We start from the raw sequence: 17,582 nt of genomic DNA on the forward strand, positions 1-17,582 counted from the left end.
CGTAAAGTTGGTTAACAGTTTATTATCCTGTTTTGGATTTAAGATAAATGGCTATCTAATGAATATTAGGTGGCTTTTTTTATTATATTTTATTAGGCTGCATAACTGCTGTTTCTTTTGATGTAAGACTGCTGTTGTTGCGGGTATAGGTTATTCCAGTTTGGATTATTTTTACGAATAATTCGCTCGATTTGCATATGTGTAAAATTCTGCAATTCGTTTATTCTTTTTTTAGCGCAGGACAATTCCGTAAAGGCTTCAGAATAAATAATTCTGTTTAAATTGGCGCCCTGTTGGAAAATAAAGCTATTGGTCTGTTGGAGTTCCAATACAGTGCTCAATATATTGGAGGTGAAGTTGATTTCAAAGTGTCTTCTGTTGTTGTCAGTTAATATATATACAATAAAATTGCTCATAATGCTAAATTATTTGGATGTTTAAATTTTATTTACTAATTTTATTGGCACAATAATACTAATAAATTTAGTTTTTGCAAAATATTTTTGAAAAATAATATGTCAAATATTTCATCCAACTTGAAATTCCTTCGAAAAGGAAAGAGAATTACGCAGCAGCAATTTGCTGATATTATGGGGATTAAGCGAGCTTCTGTCGGTGCTTATGAAGAGGATAGAGCGGAACCTAAATATGAATTGCTAAAAAAAATTGCCGAGTTTTATGGGTTAACCATGGATGAGTTGGCGAATGATGTGATTGATGATAAATGGAAGCCTATACCTAAAAGCAATGCTTCGAACCTTCGGGTATTGAGTGTGACTGTTGACGGGAATGATCGTGAAAACATTGAGCTCGTGCCCATTAAAGCAAGTGCGGGTTATTTAAATGGATATGGTGATCCCGAGTATGTAGCCGAGCTTCCAAAATTTTCGCTACCAATGTTTGGTCAGGGGACTTTTCGGGCATTTGAGATTAAAGGAGATTCGATGTTGCCCTTGCCATCTGGATCTATTATTGTAGCGGAATATGTCGAAAATTGGCATGATATAAAACCAGGGCATACTTATGTAGTCGTGTCTCGAGAGGAGGGGGTGGTTTATAAGCGGGTTGCATTTAAATTTAAAGAAGATAAAGGTTTAAAGCTCGTTTCTGATAATAAAACCTACGAACCATACTGGGTTGAGACTCCTGATATTCTTGAGGTATGGAAGGCGAAAGCTTTTATTAGCACCCAACTGCCGGAACCAACTCCTGAACCGACGATGGAAACATTGACCAGCATGATGGCTCAGATGCAAAAGACAATTAATGCAGTCGTTGATAATTCAAAATAATCGAAAAAATAGTTCTGCTGTAGATGGGATATTTGTTTTTTATTTTATAAAATACTATATTTGCATATCTGAAAGGAAGGGGGCTCGTATTGCCCCCTTTTTTTAATACAATTAATTTAGCATTCTAGGCAGCAGAACAATGCAAGATGTAGAAAAAAGAGTTATCGAACTTATAGAAGAAAAAATAGCAGATCGCGAGGATTTGTTTATTGTTAGTGTAAAGATGCTTCCAAATAAGATTTTGGAAATTCTCTTAGATGGGGATAACGGTGTTAATATTGATGATTGTGCACAAGTGAGTCGTCATGTCGGTTTCCATTTAGAAGAAGAAAATGTGATCGATAATGCTTATCGTTTGGAAGTTTCATCTCCTGGTATAGATTCAAATTTTGTCAATAATCGGCAATATCAAAAAAATATAGGTCGTACTGTACAGGTCAAGTTGCACGATAATACAAAAATTGAAGGAACTTTATTGATGGTAGACGAAACCAAGATTAACATTCTTCAAAAAGTAAAAGAAAAAGGTAAAAAAGCGCAAGAGGTGGAAAAAGAACTTCCTTTTGATCAAATAAAAGCAACAAAAGTGGTAATTTCATTTTAAAAATAATGAGTAACAGCAACATCAATCTGATAGACTCTTTTCAGGAGTTTAAGGAGTTTAAGAATATCGATAGACCTACGGTCATTACAGTATTAGAAGAGGTTTTTCGTAGTATGATCCGTCGTCGTTTCGGTACGGATGAAAATGTGGATGTTATCGTGAATCCAGATAATGGGGATTTAGAGATTTGGAGAACGCGTGTCGTTGTTGAAGATGAATTTTCTGAGGATGATGATCTCGAAATTGAGTTGGCAGAAGCAAGAAAACACGATGAGGACTTGGAAGTAGGGGATGATTTTATCGAACAGATCACATTAGAGAGCTTTGGACGTCGTGCTATTTTAGCTGCTCGTCAAACACTGGTGTCGAAAGTATTAGAGTTGGAAAAAGACGAAGTCTTTAAAAAATATAAAGATAGAGAAGGTGAGTTGGTCATCGGTGAGGTTTATCAAATCTGGAAGAAAGAAATCCTGGTGTTGGACGAGGATGGTAACGAATTGATCTTACCTAAATCTGAACAAATCCCAGCGGATTATTTCAAAAAAGGTGATGGTATTCGTGCTGTTGTTCACAAAGTGGATATGATGAACAACAATCCTAAAATTATTATTTCGCGTACAGCCCCAGCGTTTTTACAACGTTTATTTGAACTGGAAGTACCTGAGATTTTTGATGGTCTGATTACCATTAAGAAAATTGTCCGCGAACCTGGTGAGCGTGCTAAAGTGGCTGTGGAATCTTATGATGACCGTATTGATCCCGTTGGTGCATGTGTGGGTATGAAAGGGTCTCGTATTCATGGTATTGTGCGTGAATTGCGTAATGAAAACATTGACGTGATCAATTTTACGACAAATCATTCCCTGTATATCGCCCGTGCATTGAGCCCTGCCCGCATTAGCTCCATTAAGATTGATGAAGAAAATAAAACTGCTGCTGTATATTTAAAATCGGATCAGGTTTCTTTGGCAATCGGTCGTGGTGGACACAATATTAAATTGGCCGGCAAATTGACTGGTTACGAGATTGATGTTTATAGAGAGAATGATGAATTTGATGAGGATGTGGATATCGAGGAATTCAGCGACGAAATTGAAAGCTGGGTTATTGACGAATTGAAACGTGTTGGCTTGGACTCTGCAAAATCTGTACTATCACTCAGTGAAGAAGAGCTGGTTAGACGTACCGATTTGGAAGAAGACACCATCCGTGATATCGTACGCATATTGCAAGCTGAATTTGAATAAAATTCAGCTTGCTAATTTTTTTCTATCTAACATTCGGAATAAATTGTTTATGGATGGAAAAAAACATATTTTTGTAATTATATTAAAATAGTTTATATTATAGATGACTGAAGGAAAAGGAACAAACTTGCTTAAAGCAGCAAAGGAACTCAACATCGGGATACATACTGCCGTAGAATGTTTAGTGAAAAAAGGATATGATGTAGAAGCAAAGCCTAACACTAAATTGAGCGGAGAGATGTATGGTGTGCTGTTAAAAGAGTTTCAGGGAGACAAATCACTGAAAGATGAAGCTAAACAAATTGTTATTGGCAAAATTCGTCGTGAGGAGTCGCCGTCCGCTTCTCCTAAAGAGTCATCTAGAAATGAGGATTTTGAAGAACATGAAGAACCAAAAGAGATTTTGGTTAAGAATACTGTAGAAATCCCATCTACCAAAGAATCCGCTCCTGCCAAAGCAGATGAACCTGTTCATCAAGGAGGAATGAAAGTGGTAGGCAAAATAGATCTTGATGCCCTAAATAGAGGGGGAAACAAGGTTAAAAAAGAGGAACCTAATAAGCAGGAGCCTAAAGTAGCGAACGACTTACCTGCGGAGCCTAAAGTGGTAGATAAAGTGATCGAGAATAAAGGGGCTGAAGTCAGAGAACCAGTCGTCGAACCCAAAAAAGAAGAACCAAAGGTTATTGAGCAAAAAACCGAAGTCGTGACACCTAAGGCAGAAGCTCCTAAACCTGAAGTAGATAAAACTGAAGTAAAAGCAACTCCGGTTGTAGAGACAAAAACCGAACCTGTGAAGGTAGAAGAAAAGAAAAAAGACGAAACAGCGCCTAAAGCTGCTGTACCAGTAACTCCAAAAGTGGAGCCTGTGAAAAAAGAAGGAGACGATATCATTTCTGCACGTGCAGAAAGATTGACAGGTCCTAAAGTAATTGGTAAGATTGAATTACCTTCTGCTAGACCTTCCCACAAACCTGTGGCATCATCTTCAAATGCTGGAAATAATGAGAAACGCAAGCGTAAGCGCACGAATCCTAACGGTCCAGTAAATCCTAATGCGGGACAAGGTCAAGGTCATAACAACCAAAACCGTGGTCCTCGTGATGGAAATAATAACCACAATCGTGACCAACAAGGAAACCGAAGTGGGATTCAAGGTAACAACAATCCGAACAATCGTCCGGGACAAAACAACCAGCATCCAGGCCGACCAGGACAAGGTGGAAACAACCAACATCCAGCTAGACCAGGACAAGGTGGGGGTAGACCTCAGCATGGCCGTTTTGATAATAGAGGAAAAGGAAGACCTGTTGAAAATAAAGAGGAGCCTTCTGAAAAAGAAATCCAAGATCAAATCAAAGCAACACTTGCCCGCTTAAGTGGTGCTGGTAAATCTGGTAAATTTGCACAACGTGCGAAATTAAGACGTCAAAAACGTGATGATGTTGCGCAACATGCAGAAGAAGCTGCAATGGAGCAAGAATTGATGGCAAAGGTATTGCGCGTCACAGAATTTGTTACGGCGAATGAGCTGGCAAATTTAATGGACGTTCAGGTTACACAGATTATCGCTACATGTATGAGTTTAGGGATGTTTGTATCCATCAATCAACGTCTGGATGCAGAGACTTTGACTATTGTAGCAGATGAATTTGGCTATCAAGTTGAATTTATTAAACCTGAAGATGAGGAAACTGCGGAACTGGAAGAAGCGGATACTGAGGCAAATTTGGTGCCTAGAGCACCAATTGTTACAGTGATGGGACACGTTGACCACGGTAAGACATCTTTGTTGGATTATATTCGTAAAGCGAACGTCACGTCTGGCGAGGCTGGTGGTATCACACAACATATCGGTGCTTATGCCGTGAAGTTGGATGATGATCGTAAGATTACATTTTTAGATACACCAGGTCACGAAGCCTTTACGGCAATGCGTGCACGTGGTGCGAAAGTAACAGATATCGTTATTATCGTTATTGCGGCGGACGACGCAGTCATGCCACAAACGAAAGAAGCGATCAATCACGCTCAAGCAGCTGGCGTACCAATTGTATTTGCCTTTACTAAGGTGGATAAACCTGGTGCAAATCCGGATAGAATCCGTGAACAGCTTTCTGCAATGAATATCTTAGTTGAAGATTGGGGCGGTAAATTCCAAGCACAAGAAATTTCTGCAAAAACTGGAGAAAACGTTGATCTTCTCTTAGAAAAAGTTCTTTTAGAAGCTGAAATGTTGGATTTGAAAGCGGATCCTAAAAAACGTGCTGTTGGTTCGGTGATCGAAGCAGCCTTGGATAAAGGTCGTGGTATCGTAACTACAGTGTTGATCCAAGGTGGTACTCTTCGTGTTGGAGATCCAATTTTGGCAGGTTCGCATTCAGGTAAGGTGAAAGCGCTAACCAATGAAAGAGGTGAACGTGTTAAAGAAGCGGGACCTTCTGTACCTGTACAGATTTTAGGTATGGCCGGAGCGCCTACAGCAGGGGATAAGCTTTATGTTCTTGAAAGCGAATCTGAGGCTAGAACGGTAGCAAACAAACGCCTTCAGTTACAACGTGAACAAGGTATGCGTGCAACGAAACATATTACCTTGGATGAGATCGGTCGTCGTTTGGCTATCGGTAACTTTAAGGAACTTAATATTATCGTGAAAGGTGATGTGGATGGTTCTATCGAAGCATTATCAGATTCATTATTGAAATTGTCAACAGATGAGATCCAAGTAAATATTATCCATAAATCAGTGGGTGCGATCTCTGAATCAGATGTATTATTGGCATCTGCTTCTGACGCGATCATCATTGGTTTCCAAGTACGTCCAACACAAAATGCACGTAAATTGGCTGAGAATGAGCAAATCGACGTTCGTCTATACTCTATCATCTATGATGCTATCGAAGAGATTAAATCTGCGATGGAAGGTATGTTGGCTCCGAAATTTGAAGAGAAAATTGTTGCTGAGGTTGAAATCAGAGAAACATTTAAAATCTCTAAAGTGGGTACCATTGCGGGATGTATGGTTAGAGAAGGTAAAATCAATAGAAATAATGATATCCGCATAATCAGAGAAGGTGTGGTTATCCATACAGGTAGATTGGCTTCCCTGAAACGTTTTAAAGACGACGTGAAAGAGGTTGCACAAGGTTACGAGTGTGGTTTGAACATTGACCGTTTCAACGACATCCAGGTAGGTGATATCGTTGAGGCTTACGAACAAGTAGAAGTAAAACGTAAATTGTAATATTCCGATTTACGACATAATAAAAAAGCGTTGATGAAAATCAACGCTTTTTTTGTTTTAACGTTCGTAAAGTTCTATCGGAAGCTGATCGGGGTCGGCAAAGAAAGTGAATCTTTTTTGTGTTAGTTCGTCGATCCTTATCCCTTCATGTGCGATACCTGCCTGTTCTAATTTATGTATTTCCGTATCCAGATTATCGACTTCAAAAGCTAAATGTCTTAAACCAGCAGCTTCAGGAAAACTAGGTCTATTAGGGGGGGAGGGAAAGGAAAATAGTTCAATGATGTAGGTTTCGTTGAGTTTTAAATCCAATTTGTATGAATCCCGCTCTTGTCGATAATGTTCCTGCCAAATTTCAAGGCCGAGGATCTCGGTATAGAATTTTTTCGACTGCTGATAATCGCTACATATGATCGCAATATGATGTATTTTGTTTAAGCTTAATTTCATTTTGCTCTTTCGTATTGTTTTGGCCAGGGGATATCTACGGATAATTCTTTTGCAAAGTGTAATGGGAGATGTGGATCATCTAAAAAACTCCGAGCGATCATAATTAAATCCGCCTGATCTTTCTCAATAATATCGGCGGCCTGAGTTGCTGTTTTAATAATTCCGACAGTAGCCGTTTTACTTCCAGTTTTTTCTTTGATTGCGAGGGCGAATGGAAGTTGATAGGCAGGGCCAACATCAATTTTTTGATGGGAAACTGCTCCACCGCTCGATACATCAATGATATCAACTCCCTGCTCGGTCAAGAGCTGTGATAAGGCTATGGATTGATCCAGGTCCCAGCCACCCGGGGCCCAATCTGTTGCAGAAATACGTACCCATAAACTTTGGGTTGTTATTTCCAGTTTTACTCGTCTAATGATTTCCAGTAAAAAACGAATCCTATTTTCAAAAGAACCACCAAATTTATCGGTTCGTATATTGCTCAGTGGCGAGAGAAACTGGTGAATGAGATAGCCATGTGCAGCATGGAGTTCGATGATTTGGTAGCCAGCTTGAATTGCCCTTTTTGTTGCTTGTCCAAACTGCTCAATCAGGTCTTCAATTTTAGCTATTTTAAGTTCCTGTGGGACATAATCTCCCGAATGGAAAGTCAGTGCGGATGGAGCGACAGTCTGCCATCCTAGCGGGTCTGTAGGGGCAAATTGACCTCTGCCCAGCCAGGGTTTATTGCTGCTTGCTTTGCGGCCTGCATGGGCAAGCTGAATGCCCGGAACTGCATTGTTTTCTTTAATGAATGTTGTTATCTCCCGTAGTTTTTCGATATGCTGATCATCCCATATCCCAAGGTCTCCGTAGCTGATCCTGCCTTCAGGAACAATGGCTGTTGCTTCCTGTATGACTGCCGCCGCACCTCCGGTAGCGAACTGACCCAGGTGAACAAGGTGCCAGTTGTTTGCAAAACCATCTTTAGCTGAATATTGGCACATGGGGGATACGACTAAGCGGTTTTTCAAATGTAAAGAACCGATGTTTATTGATGAAAATAGTTGACTCATAATTTTTTTCTTATCCTGGACAGGGGCTGTCCAGGAAGATTGGTGATTACAATTAATAGTTTTATTGCGAATTTCTAAATTCGTGAAGCTTCAAAATATTGTATTTTTACGGATTTGTGGACCATAACGAGGCAGATTTTAACATCGCTCTTCGCGGTAATTTTAAATTCGCAATAATTAGTTCTGCGAAATCCTCGGGTTGCAATACCTTTTCTGGATCACCATCCGTGAGGCCAAGATCTTTCGACATATCCGAAGCGATGGTACTTGGCATCAGGGTACATACCCGGATATTGTTTTTACGTACTTCACGCATCAAGGAATCAGCAAATCCAATAACGCCAAATTTTGAAGCGCTATAGGCTGAGGTGGTAGCCGCGCCATTCAGTCCAGCGGTAGAAGACACCATCACAATGTCGCCTTGATTTTTTTCAATAAGTTGTGGCAGGATAGCCTTTGTAACAAAATAGGTTCCCAGCAGATTAACATTGATAATCGCCGTCCAGTCGTTAACGTCCATATCCATCACCGAGGAAAAGGAAGATATACCCGCATTGTTGATTAAAATATCAAAATAGCCAAAGGTTTCATTGAGATTTTTAACTTCCTGTTGCACGGCAGTGTTGTCAGCCACGTCAAATACCGCGTAGGTAACCTCGGTCCCTAATTCAGCCAGTTCGGCAACGGTCTGTTTCAATGCAGTTTCGTTTCTGCCTGTAATCGCTACATGGACCCCTTCTTTAGCCAATGCAATAGCAATAGCCCTTCCTAATCCCTTTGCCCCACCTGTAACTAAGGCCCTTTTTCCTGCTATATTTTCCATACGATAAAAATAAGAATGATCTGCCAGATTACTGTCAGATGAACCTCAAAAGGCAGCCTATTTAAGCTTTTTGATGAGGTTTTCTATAATGGGATAGGTATTGGCCCGCACTTCATCAAATTGGTCCACGTGACGCCATTCCGCTTTTGTAATATCTTCAGCTGTTTGAGGAATCAATTTCGGAACTTTATTAACGCCCATTTCATACCAATTGGTTGCCTTTAATACAAACTCTCCGTTACGTAAATAGTAGGTATGGTACGATGTGGTTATCTTCTTACCTAAATAATTTATTTTAATACCGCATTCTTCTTCTACTTCCCGTACAGCGGCTTCTTTCATCTTTTCATTGTCCTCAACTTTGCCTTTCGGAAGATCCCATTTGCCTAAACGGTAAATAAAAAGATAATCTCCATCACCGTTTTTGACTAATCCGCCAGCTGCTTTGATGATTTTAAGTTTGCTTTTTAAATTTTGAAATACAGTTTCGAAATCCCTATTAACATAGAGATATGTTTTCGGAACTTTGTCAATTTCAGATTGTTTGAAAAGTTTTTGAAGCTCAATGTCTTGAATACTAATTGTTTGCGTGTTTTTAGTTTTCGAGGGAACAAAATCTGCTAAAATTAGCAGGGTTTCGTTCATATAAATTTTATAAATTTGCGCCATGAATAATTTAAATGAGGTTGAACAAAAAGTTGCTGAATCCTTATTGCAAATTAAAGCAATAAAATTGCAACCTAAAAGTCCTTTTACTTGGGCGTCGGGTTGGAAGTCTCCAATTTACTGTGATAACCGTATCACTTTATCTCATCCAGCGATACGCACGTATATTCGTCAGAAGCTTTCTAAGCTTATTCAAGAAGAGTTTGGATCAGTAGATATGATTTCTGGAGTTGCTACGGCGGGCATTCCACAAGGTGTGTTAGTAGCGCAGGATTTAGGCCTACCATTTTCTTATGTTAGAAGCTCAGCAAAAGATCATGGTCGTCAAAATATGATTGAAGGCGAAGTTGTTAGTGGCCAGCGGGTCGTTGTGGTTGAAGACTTAATATCAACTGGTAAAAGCAGCCTGATCGCAGTAAAAGCATTGCGCGAAGCAGGTTGTAATGTTGTTGGATTGGTTTCCATATTTACGTATGGATTGCAACAAGCGACAGATAATTTTGCAGATGCAAAATGTCCTTATTTCAGTTTATGTAACTACGATGCACTGATTCAGGTCGCAGCTGAGAATAGCTATGTATTGGAAGAAGATGTTGAAATTTTGAAAAAATGGAGATTGAATCCTGCCGGATGGGGGGAAAACTTTCAATAAAGATTGATAATTTACTGTTATGACCACTATTCAGAATACCACAGAAATTAACAGGAGCGTTGACGAAGTATTTGCTTTTTTAACTGATCTCAATAATCATGAGCAGTTAATGCCCGAAAATATCTACAACTGGTCTTCAACAGCAGACGAAGCCCGATTTACCATTCAAAATATGGCGAAATTGGCGTTAAAAGTTGAGGAACGGGTAGCTAATGAATTAATAAAGCTCATTCCTTCTGAAAAGGCACCATTTGAGGTTACCTTACGCTGGGAACTGCAGGCCGTATCGGATACGGCGACGAAAGCGACTTTTGTGATTGATGCAGATTTAAATATGATGATGAAAATGATCGCTACGGGTCCGCTTCAAAAGCTGATCGATTTTCAGGTAAACAAACTGAAAGCTGTGCTGGGATAGTAGGTCTTGGTGACGGATTATATAACATAAAAAAAGCTCGATCGTTAGATCGAGCTTTTTTTATGTTAAGCTATTCGCTCATTTACTTTTTTCCAGTTGACGACGTTCCACCAATTTTTGATATAGTCTGCTCTTTTGTTTTGATAATGCAGGTAATAAGCATGCTCCCAAACGTCGAGACCCAAAACTGGGATACCTTTTACTTCCGCAACATCCATTAATGGATTATCCTGGTTTGGCGTAGACGTTATTTTCAGGTTTCCTGAATCGTCGAGGATCAACCAGGCCCATCCCGAACCAAAACGCGTGGTCGCTGCCGCGGCAAATTGCTCTTTGAATTTGTCGATTGAACCGAAGGTCTTGTTGATCATGGTCAATAGTTTTTCCGAAGGCTGGCTTGTTTTGTCGGACAGGCTTTCCCAAAAGAAATTGTGATTCCAGGCACCACCTGCATTATTTCTGGCTTTCGCTGAATATTTGGATATATTAGCTAAAAGCTGCTCTTCGGAAGTTTCTTTGATGGATTCGGCAACAATGGCCTCGTTGACGGCATTGATATAGGCCATATGGTGCTTTGTATAATGAATTTCCATCGTCAGGGCGTCAATATTGGGCTCCAATGCGGCATAACTGAAAGGTAACTTGACTTGGGAAAACTTTAACGTAGCGGCATTTAATTCAGTTTCTTTCGCGGAAGCAATATCTTGTAATATTGATCCAGATACAGCAATACCCAATGTGGCTTTTGCTGCATTTTGAAGGAAGTTTCTGCGTGTTTGCATATAATCTTATTATGATTAGTTTTTATATAAATATAACGTGAAATTCTACAAATATTGTACGAGAATTGTCTGTCAATTGTAATACAACAAAATTGTTATATAGCGCATCGTAGAAAGCCGCTTTCGAATCCGGTTTTTTGATTTGTGTAAGCCAAAATTCGACAGTATATTTGGCTTATGTACGCATTACGAATAGCAAAGATAATTCCTCAGCCTAATAATAATATTACTTTTCAGCTGGAATCTCCTGATGGCGACTATCCTCGTTATAAAGCCGGTCAATTTATTACGCTTTCCTTTGCGTTCGGTGATCGGGAGGTGCGTCGTTCTTATTCTTTTAATAGTTCCCCAGATTATAACGAGCCGCTAAGCATCACTGTAAAACGTGTTGAAAATGGCGAAATTTCGAGGTTACTTCATCATACGATTGCCGAAGGGGATATCGTTCAGGCCATGGAGCCGCAAGGATTATTTACCTATGAGCCCGAACAATATAAAGTAAGGACTTTGTTTCTATTTGCCGCCGGTATTGGTATAACACCTTTGTATTCGATTCTTAAAACGGCGCTTCTTGTTGAAGAGAAGTCTAAGGTCGTGTTGGTATACAGTAATCGATCTGCTGATCAGGCGCCCTTTCGGGAGGAATTGGAGGAATGGGCTCTACAATACCCGGACCGCCTCACTATTGTGTGGATATATTCCAATAGCAAGTACCTGATGAAAGCCCGTCTGAATCGCGATTATATTCATTCTCTCGTCAAAGATCATCTCGTGGGGGCAAAAGAGGAAACACTATTTTACACTTGCGGACCGGTGGTTTACATGGATTTATGTCGTTTCACGCTTTTGGGAATGGGCTTTGATGCTAATCAGATCAAAAGAGAAACGTTCTTATTACCCGAAAATGAAGAAGATGATGACGATGAATCTGAAAGGGTGATCGATACGACCTCTTATCGGATCAAATTACGTTTTCAAGGTGAGACCTATCATCTGGAGATTCCCTACAATAAGTCTATTCTGGACGTAGGGCTTGAACATAAAATTAAACTGCCTTATTCCTGCAAGTCTGGTATGTGCAGTACCTGTATTGCGCAATGTTCCAAAGGAAAAGTGAGAATGGATTACAACGAAGTGCTAACGGACCGTGAAATGGAGAATGGACGGATCTTACTGTGTACTGGTCATCCGCTGGTGGACGGAACCGAGATCGAGGTGCTTTAAAGGGCGGATTTACCTCGTTTATTTGATGAACTACGGGTATTTCAGAATAATATTTCAATAACGTAGTTGATGTTATCTATTTGTTCTGTTTGAGTCCGAATTAAAATTGCATTTCAAAGCAAATTTAGCTAAGTTTGGATATAACCGTTTTTTATATCCAACTATTATGGTAAAATTACTCTGGAGCCCGACAGAAGAGCAGCAATCTCAATCGGAGATCAATAGATTCAAACAGTATGTCGAACAGCGATATCAATTATCCTTTGCGTCTTATCACGAGCTCTGGGTATGGTCAACTGCGCATATTGCTGACTTTTGGGAGAGTCTTGCAACTTATTTTAACATACAATTTCATTCAAATTTTACGCATATATTAACCCGTCCCGCGAACAGAGATAGTTTTATCGGAACGAAATGGTTCAGTGGAGCGACGTTAAACTACGCGGAGCATGTATTTCGCCTTGCCACCGATACTCGGCCCGCTCTTGTTTTTCGGTCTGAACAAGATTCTCCACGTGAAGTCTCCTGGGAAGAGTTGAGGGTAATGGTGCTCAGATTACAGGTGTATTTAAAAAATCAGGGAGTCTCGAAAGGGGATCGCGTGGCAGGCGTGCTGGTTAACGGAGTGGAAGCCATAGCGTTGTTTTTGGCTACGAATTCAATCGGAGCAATCTGGTCCTGTTGTTCCCCTGATTTTGGTGAGGCAAGTATTCAAGATCGTTTTGAGCAAATCGAGCCAAAGCTGCTTTTTGCAAATGCGGACTACGTTTATAATGGACGGGTCTTTGAGAAGGAAGAAAGTGTACGAAAGCTTGCGGAACGTTTGCCCTCTCTGAAGGCCTGTGTTTTTATCCATGATAAAAACTGGCAAATGATAATGGACTCTGCCATTCCCCAAGGTGAACTTCAGTTTACAGCCGTGGCCTTTGAAGATCCCATATGGATCTTGTATTCTTCGGGAACGACAGGCAAACCCAAAGCGATCACACATGGCGCCGGAGGGATGCTGTTAGAACATATGAAAGCCTTGGGATTGCATCAGAATGTGCAGGAGGGAGAGCGGTTTATGTGGTATTCGACAACAGGCTGGATGATGTGGAATTATGCACTTTCGGCACTATTAATGGGCAATACCTTGTGTATATATGACGGGGCAACCAACTTTCCGGATAAATTGAGCCTGTGGAGGTTTGCAAAAGAAACAGGTGTTGATCATTTTGGCGTGGGTGCCGCTTATTTAATTTCTTGCCAGGATCAAGATTTAAAAGCATTGGCGTATACGCCAAAAACAATTGGATCGACCGGTTCTCCATTACCACCAGCTATTTTTGAATGGATTCATCAGCAATTTCCGGACACCCAGATTATTTCGTTGAGTGGTGGTACGGATGTCTGCAGTGCTTTTCTCTCAGGATGCGCATTGCTTGATGTGCACGCCGGCGAAATACAATGCCGTACCTTAGGTTCCAAAATAGAAGCTTTTAATACAGAGGGAATCGCTGTTTATGAAGAGGTGGGGGAACTGGTGATTTTGGAACCAATGCCCTGTATGCCGATTTACTTCTGGAATGATGCGGAGAATCAAAAATATTACGATAGTTACTTCGATAAGTATGCTGGTATCTGGAGCCATGGTGACTGGATTCAGATTACGAAGAATGACGGGATAATTATGTATGGTCGCTCTGATGCTACCCTTAATCGCGGTGGTGTACGTATCGGGACTGCCGAGATCTATAATGTATTGAATGCAACAGATGACGTGCAGGATAGCTTGGTCATTTGTGTTGATCACGAAAATGGCTCTTCTGATATGTTACTTTTTGTTCAGCTAAAAAGCGGAATCTTAACGGATGAACTGAAGGATAAAATCAAGAAATCTCTTCGAAGGGAGTATAGCCCCCGGCATGTGCCCGACCAAATTTTCCAGGTTCCCGACGTCCCCTATACCTGGAGCGGAAAAAAACTGGAACTGCCAATAAAAAAGATTTTCTCAGGTATTCCTACTGAGCGGGCAGTCTCAAAAGATGTCATGCGCAATCCGGAGTCCGTGAATGGATTTGAAATAATTAGCAAAACATGGAATAAGTTGTCATAAATAAAAGATGTATGGTTCTCTTTTATACAGCCCCCTCCAAGATTATCGATCGTGGAGGGGGCTGTATTGTTGGGATAAATCTTTTAGGGAGCCTATTTGTCGAATATTCCTAAACCTGAATTACACCAACGTTGTACCGCTCGACTATAGGTTTTTCATTAGCGGCTTCTATGCCCATGCTGATTACCTTTCGGGTTTCCTGCGGTGCGATAATGCCGTCCACCCAGAGTCTGGCAGCGGCATAATAGGGACTTAATTGTTCATTATATCGATCTTCAATGGACTTGAGAAGGCTGTTTTTTTCTTCTTCATTGATTTCTTTCCCTTTTGCTTTTAATGCTGATTCCTGAATTTGAAATAACGTTTTACCAGCTGCAGCCCCGCTCATGACAGCCATTTGGGCGGTTGGCCAGGCATAGATCAAGCGTGGATCATAAGCCTTTCCGCACATGGCATAATTTCCCGCACCATAGCTGTTACCTACAATAAAAGTGAATTTAGGGACAACCGAATTTGCCATTGCGTTGACCATTTTGGCACCATCTTTAATAATTCCGCCTTGCTCGGACCGGCTGCCGACCATAAACCCAGTGACATCCTGAAAGAAAACAAGGGGAATATTTTGCTGGTTGCAGTTCATAATAAAGCGTGCAGCTTTGTCTGCTGAGTCACTATAAATAACACCACCCATTTGCATTTCCATTGCATTTCCCGGCTTCTTAGCTTTGATAATCTCCCGTTGGTTGGCAACAATACCAACCGCCCATCCCTCTACACGTGCAAGTGCACACACTATCGTTTTGCCGTAATCGGGTTTATATTCTTCCAGTGTGTCTGCATCAATAATTGCTTCGAGGATATCTTGCATCCGATAGGGTTTGGTGCGGTCTTCCGGAAGTATTTCTACGATTTTTTCAGGATCTGTTTTTGGTGGACGGCTTTCCTTTCGATTGAAGTTTGCCTGCACATGACCACCGATTTTATCGATAACATTTTTAATAGCCGTAAGACAAGTCTGGTCATCGGGAAATTTATTATCTGTAACACCAGATATTTCTGAATGTGTAGAAGCTCCGCCAAGTGTTTCTGCATCGACGGTCTCACCGATGGCGGATTTAACCAGATAAGGGCCGGCTAAGAATACGGATCCAGTGCCTTCGACGATGAAAGCATAGTCTGACATGATGGGCAAGTAGGCTCCTCCTGCAACGCAACTACCCATAATTGCCGCAATCTGCGGAATGCCCATGGACGACATGCGCGCATTATTGCGAAATATCCGCCCAAAGTGTTCTTTGTCGGGGAAAATTTCATCTTGCATAGGCAAGAAAACACCTGCGGAATCTACCAGATAAATAATTGGTAGATTGTTTTCCATGGCGATTTCCTGCGCACGAAGATTCTTTTTTGCTGAAATGGGGAACCAAGCTCCAGCTTTAACGGTAGCATCATTTGAGACAATTACACAAAGCTTGGATTTAACATAACCTATTACAGCCGCACAACCTCCATTGGTACATCCGCCATGCTCAACATACATACCTTCCCCTGCAAACATGCCAATCTCAAGATACTCGCGGTCAGCATCCAGTAAGTAGGTTATTCTCTCCCAGGCCGATAATTTGCCTTTTTCTTTTAGTTTTTTGATTTTATCGATGCCACCACCGAGCTTTAGATTTTCTCTTTTTTGGTGAAGTAATGCGAGCAGCTCCTTCATAGTTTATAATTCTGGTTTAAAAAGCGATGTAATTAAGAATTTCTTATTTTTAGATAAATTTAAAATAAAATTTTAAAATATTTGCAATTTTATTCCTAAATATTTTGATATATTTGAATTGTATTACCGATTGTAAATTTAATATTCATGCTTATGTTTATTGAAAATAAACAACAAATGGATATGATCAGACAAAGTGCACGTGATTTTGCACAGCATCATATCAAACCTTATGTGATGGAATGGGACGAAGCCCAAATATTTCCAATAGAACTTTTTAAAAAATTAGGTGAACATGGTTTCATGGGCGTTATCGTGCCTGAGGAATACGGAGGTTCGGGCCTGGGGTATCAGGAGTATATCACCGTGCTGGATGAAATCTCCAAAGTTTGTGGATCGATCGGACTTTCGGTTGCGGCACATAACTCCTTATGTACCAATCATATTTTAAGCTTTGCCAATGAAGACCAGAAGCGGCGTTATCTTCCAAAGCTGGCCACAGCAGAATGGATCGGGGCCTGGGGACTTACAGAAACGGGGTCCGGTTCGGATGCCGGCGGTATGACCACCTTTGCTGAGCGGGATGGGGATTATTATGTGTTGAATGGTTCAAAGAATTTTATTACGCATGCCATTAGCTCGAGTGTTGCTGTTGTGATTGCACGTACGGGGGGAAAGGGCGATAAAAAGGGTATGTCTGCATTTATCGTTGAAAAAGATACCCCTGGTTTTACTGCAGGGAAAAAAGAGAATAAATTAGGCATGCGTGCTTCAGAAACGGCATGTCTGTTTTTTGACAACTGTAGAATACACCGCGATCAGCTGATTGGTGAGGAGGGGCAAGGGTTTGTACAGGCATTGAAACTTTTAGACGGCGGTAGGATCTCTATTGCGGCGCTTTCGCTGGGTATTGCCCGGGGGGCCTATGAATGTGCGCTAAAATATGCGCATGAAAGAGAGCAGTTTGGAAAGAAGATTTACGATTTTCAGGCCGTTTCATTTGCCTTGGCGGATATGGCTACTCAAGTGGAGGCCAGTGAGCTATTGACCCGTCAGGCAGGTTATCTCAAAGATCATGGTGAGCGTGTATCTAAAATTGGTGCAATGGCTAAATTATATGCTTCGGAGGCTGCAGTAAGTGTTTCCAATGAATCTGTGCAGATTTTTGGGGGATATGGGTTTACGAAAGATTATCCCGCAGAGAAGTTCTTTCGCGATGCCAAACTGTGTACGATAGGAGAGGGGACTTCCAGCATTCAAAAGATGGTAATTGCCCGGGAAATTGAAAAAGATATTTAATTATACCG

Annotated in this window: 16 protein-coding genes; 9 read left to right on the forward strand and 7 right to left on the reverse strand. The window is 40.8% G+C overall.

What is annotated here, in order from left to right:
* Positions 1-92 precede the first annotated feature (92 nt).
* Positions 93-416 carry a hypothetical protein gene (locus tag B4A24_RS10725; protein WP_293944815.1) on the reverse strand — a complete coding sequence of 108 codons (324 nt, stop codon included), beginning with the start codon at positions 414-416 and terminating at the stop codon, positions 93-95.
* 99 nt (positions 417-515) lie between these two features.
* Between B4A24_RS10725 and B4A24_RS10730 the strand changes: the two genes are divergently transcribed.
* The 4 genes from B4A24_RS10730 (at position 516) to infB (ending at position 6,387) form a co-directional block, all read left to right on the forward strand.
* Positions 516-1,292, forward strand: coding sequence for an XRE family transcriptional regulator (locus B4A24_RS10730; protein WP_293944817.1), 777 nt, complete (start codon positions 516-518; stop codon positions 1,290-1,292).
* Between the two features lie 139 nt (positions 1,293-1,431).
* The gene (gene rimP / locus B4A24_RS10735; RefSeq protein WP_293944819.1) at positions 1,432-1,896 is read left to right on the forward strand and encodes a ribosome assembly cofactor RimP; all 465 of its coding nucleotides are present in this window, start codon (positions 1,432-1,434) and stop codon (positions 1,894-1,896) included.
* Between the two features lie 5 nt (positions 1,897-1,901).
* Positions 1,902-3,143 carry a transcription termination factor NusA gene (gene nusA, locus B4A24_RS10740; RefSeq protein ID WP_104382659.1) on the forward strand — a complete coding sequence of 414 codons (1,242 nt, stop codon included), beginning with the start codon at positions 1,902-1,904 and terminating at the stop codon, positions 3,141-3,143.
* 103 nt (positions 3,144-3,246) lie between these two features.
* Complete coding sequence (infB, locus tag B4A24_RS10745; RefSeq protein WP_293944822.1) at positions 3,247-6,387, forward strand: translation initiation factor IF-2; 3,141 nt, start codon at positions 3,247-3,249, stop codon at positions 6,385-6,387.
* A gap of 57 nt (positions 6,388-6,444) precedes the next feature.
* On the opposite strand, the gene B4A24_RS10750 is transcribed toward infB, so the two are convergent.
* From B4A24_RS10750 to B4A24_RS10765, 4 genes are all read right to left on the reverse strand, one after another.
* The gene (locus tag B4A24_RS10750; RefSeq protein ID WP_293944823.1) at positions 6,445-6,837 is read right to left on the reverse strand and encodes a VOC family protein; all 393 of its coding nucleotides are present in this window, start codon (positions 6,835-6,837) and stop codon (positions 6,445-6,447) included.
* The gene (locus tag B4A24_RS10755; RefSeq protein WP_293944825.1) at positions 6,834-7,895 is read right to left on the reverse strand and encodes an NADH:flavin oxidoreductase/NADH oxidase; all 1,062 of its coding nucleotides are present in this window, start codon (positions 7,893-7,895) and stop codon (positions 6,834-6,836) included. Before B4A24_RS10755 ends, B4A24_RS10750 begins: the two co-directional genes overlap by 4 nt.
* 106 nt (positions 7,896-8,001) lie before the next feature.
* Entirely contained in the window at positions 8,002-8,718 is a 717-nt protein-coding gene (locus B4A24_RS10760; protein WP_293944827.1) for a 3-ketoacyl-ACP reductase, read from the reverse strand.
* A gap of 57 nt (positions 8,719-8,775) precedes the next feature.
* Complete coding sequence (locus B4A24_RS10765) at positions 8,776-9,363, reverse strand: NUDIX domain-containing protein (RefSeq protein WP_246250653.1); 588 nt, start codon at positions 9,361-9,363, stop codon at positions 8,776-8,778.
* Between the two features lie 22 nt (positions 9,364-9,385).
* Here B4A24_RS10765 and pyrE point away from each other — a divergent pair, with 22 nt between their 5' ends.
* Together pyrE and B4A24_RS10775 are read left to right on the forward strand one after the other, a co-directional pair.
* Entirely contained in the window at positions 9,386-10,036 is a 651-nt protein-coding gene (gene pyrE / locus B4A24_RS10770; RefSeq protein WP_077435452.1) for an orotate phosphoribosyltransferase, read from the forward strand.
* 19 nt (positions 10,037-10,055) lie between these two features.
* Entirely contained in the window at positions 10,056-10,454 is a 399-nt protein-coding gene (locus B4A24_RS10775; protein ID WP_293944832.1) for an SRPBCC family protein, read from the forward strand.
* Positions 10,455-10,519: 65 nt separating this feature from the next.
* On the opposite strand, the gene B4A24_RS10780 is transcribed toward B4A24_RS10775, so the two are convergent.
* Positions 10,520-11,236, reverse strand: a complete 717-nt coding sequence (locus B4A24_RS10780) for a superoxide dismutase (protein ID WP_293944834.1) — start codon at positions 11,234-11,236, stop codon at positions 10,520-10,522.
* Positions 11,237-11,413: 177 nt separating this feature from the next.
* Here B4A24_RS10780 and B4A24_RS10785 point away from each other — a divergent pair, with 177 nt between their 5' ends.
* Both B4A24_RS10785 and B4A24_RS10790 read left to right on the forward strand, forming a co-directional pair.
* Entirely contained in the window at positions 11,414-12,460 is a 1,047-nt protein-coding gene (locus tag B4A24_RS10785; protein WP_293944836.1) for a ferredoxin--NADP reductase, read from the forward strand.
* 166 nt (positions 12,461-12,626) lie between these two features.
* Positions 12,627-14,558: an acetoacetate--CoA ligase gene (locus tag B4A24_RS10790; protein ID WP_293944838.1), complete on the forward strand. Its 1,932-nt coding sequence runs from the start codon at positions 12,627-12,629 to the stop codon at positions 14,556-14,558.
* Between the two features lie 109 nt (positions 14,559-14,667).
* Here B4A24_RS10790 and B4A24_RS10795 read toward each other — a convergent pair whose 3' ends face one another.
* Positions 14,668-16,275: an acyl-CoA carboxylase subunit beta gene (locus tag B4A24_RS10795; RefSeq protein WP_293944840.1), complete on the reverse strand. Its 1,608-nt coding sequence runs from the start codon at positions 16,273-16,275 to the stop codon at positions 14,668-14,670.
* A gap of 153 nt (positions 16,276-16,428) precedes the next feature.
* On the opposite strand from B4A24_RS10795, the gene B4A24_RS10800 reads away from it, so the two are divergent.
* Entirely contained in the window at positions 16,429-17,574 is a 1,146-nt protein-coding gene (locus B4A24_RS10800) for an acyl-CoA dehydrogenase family protein (protein WP_293944843.1), read from the forward strand.
* Positions 17,575-17,582 lie beyond the last annotated feature (8 nt).

It is taken from the genome of Sphingobacterium sp. UBA7249 (genome assembly GCF_002472835.1).
Classification (GTDB): Bacteria; Bacteroidota; Bacteroidia; order Sphingobacteriales; family Sphingobacteriaceae; genus Sphingobacterium; species Sphingobacterium prati.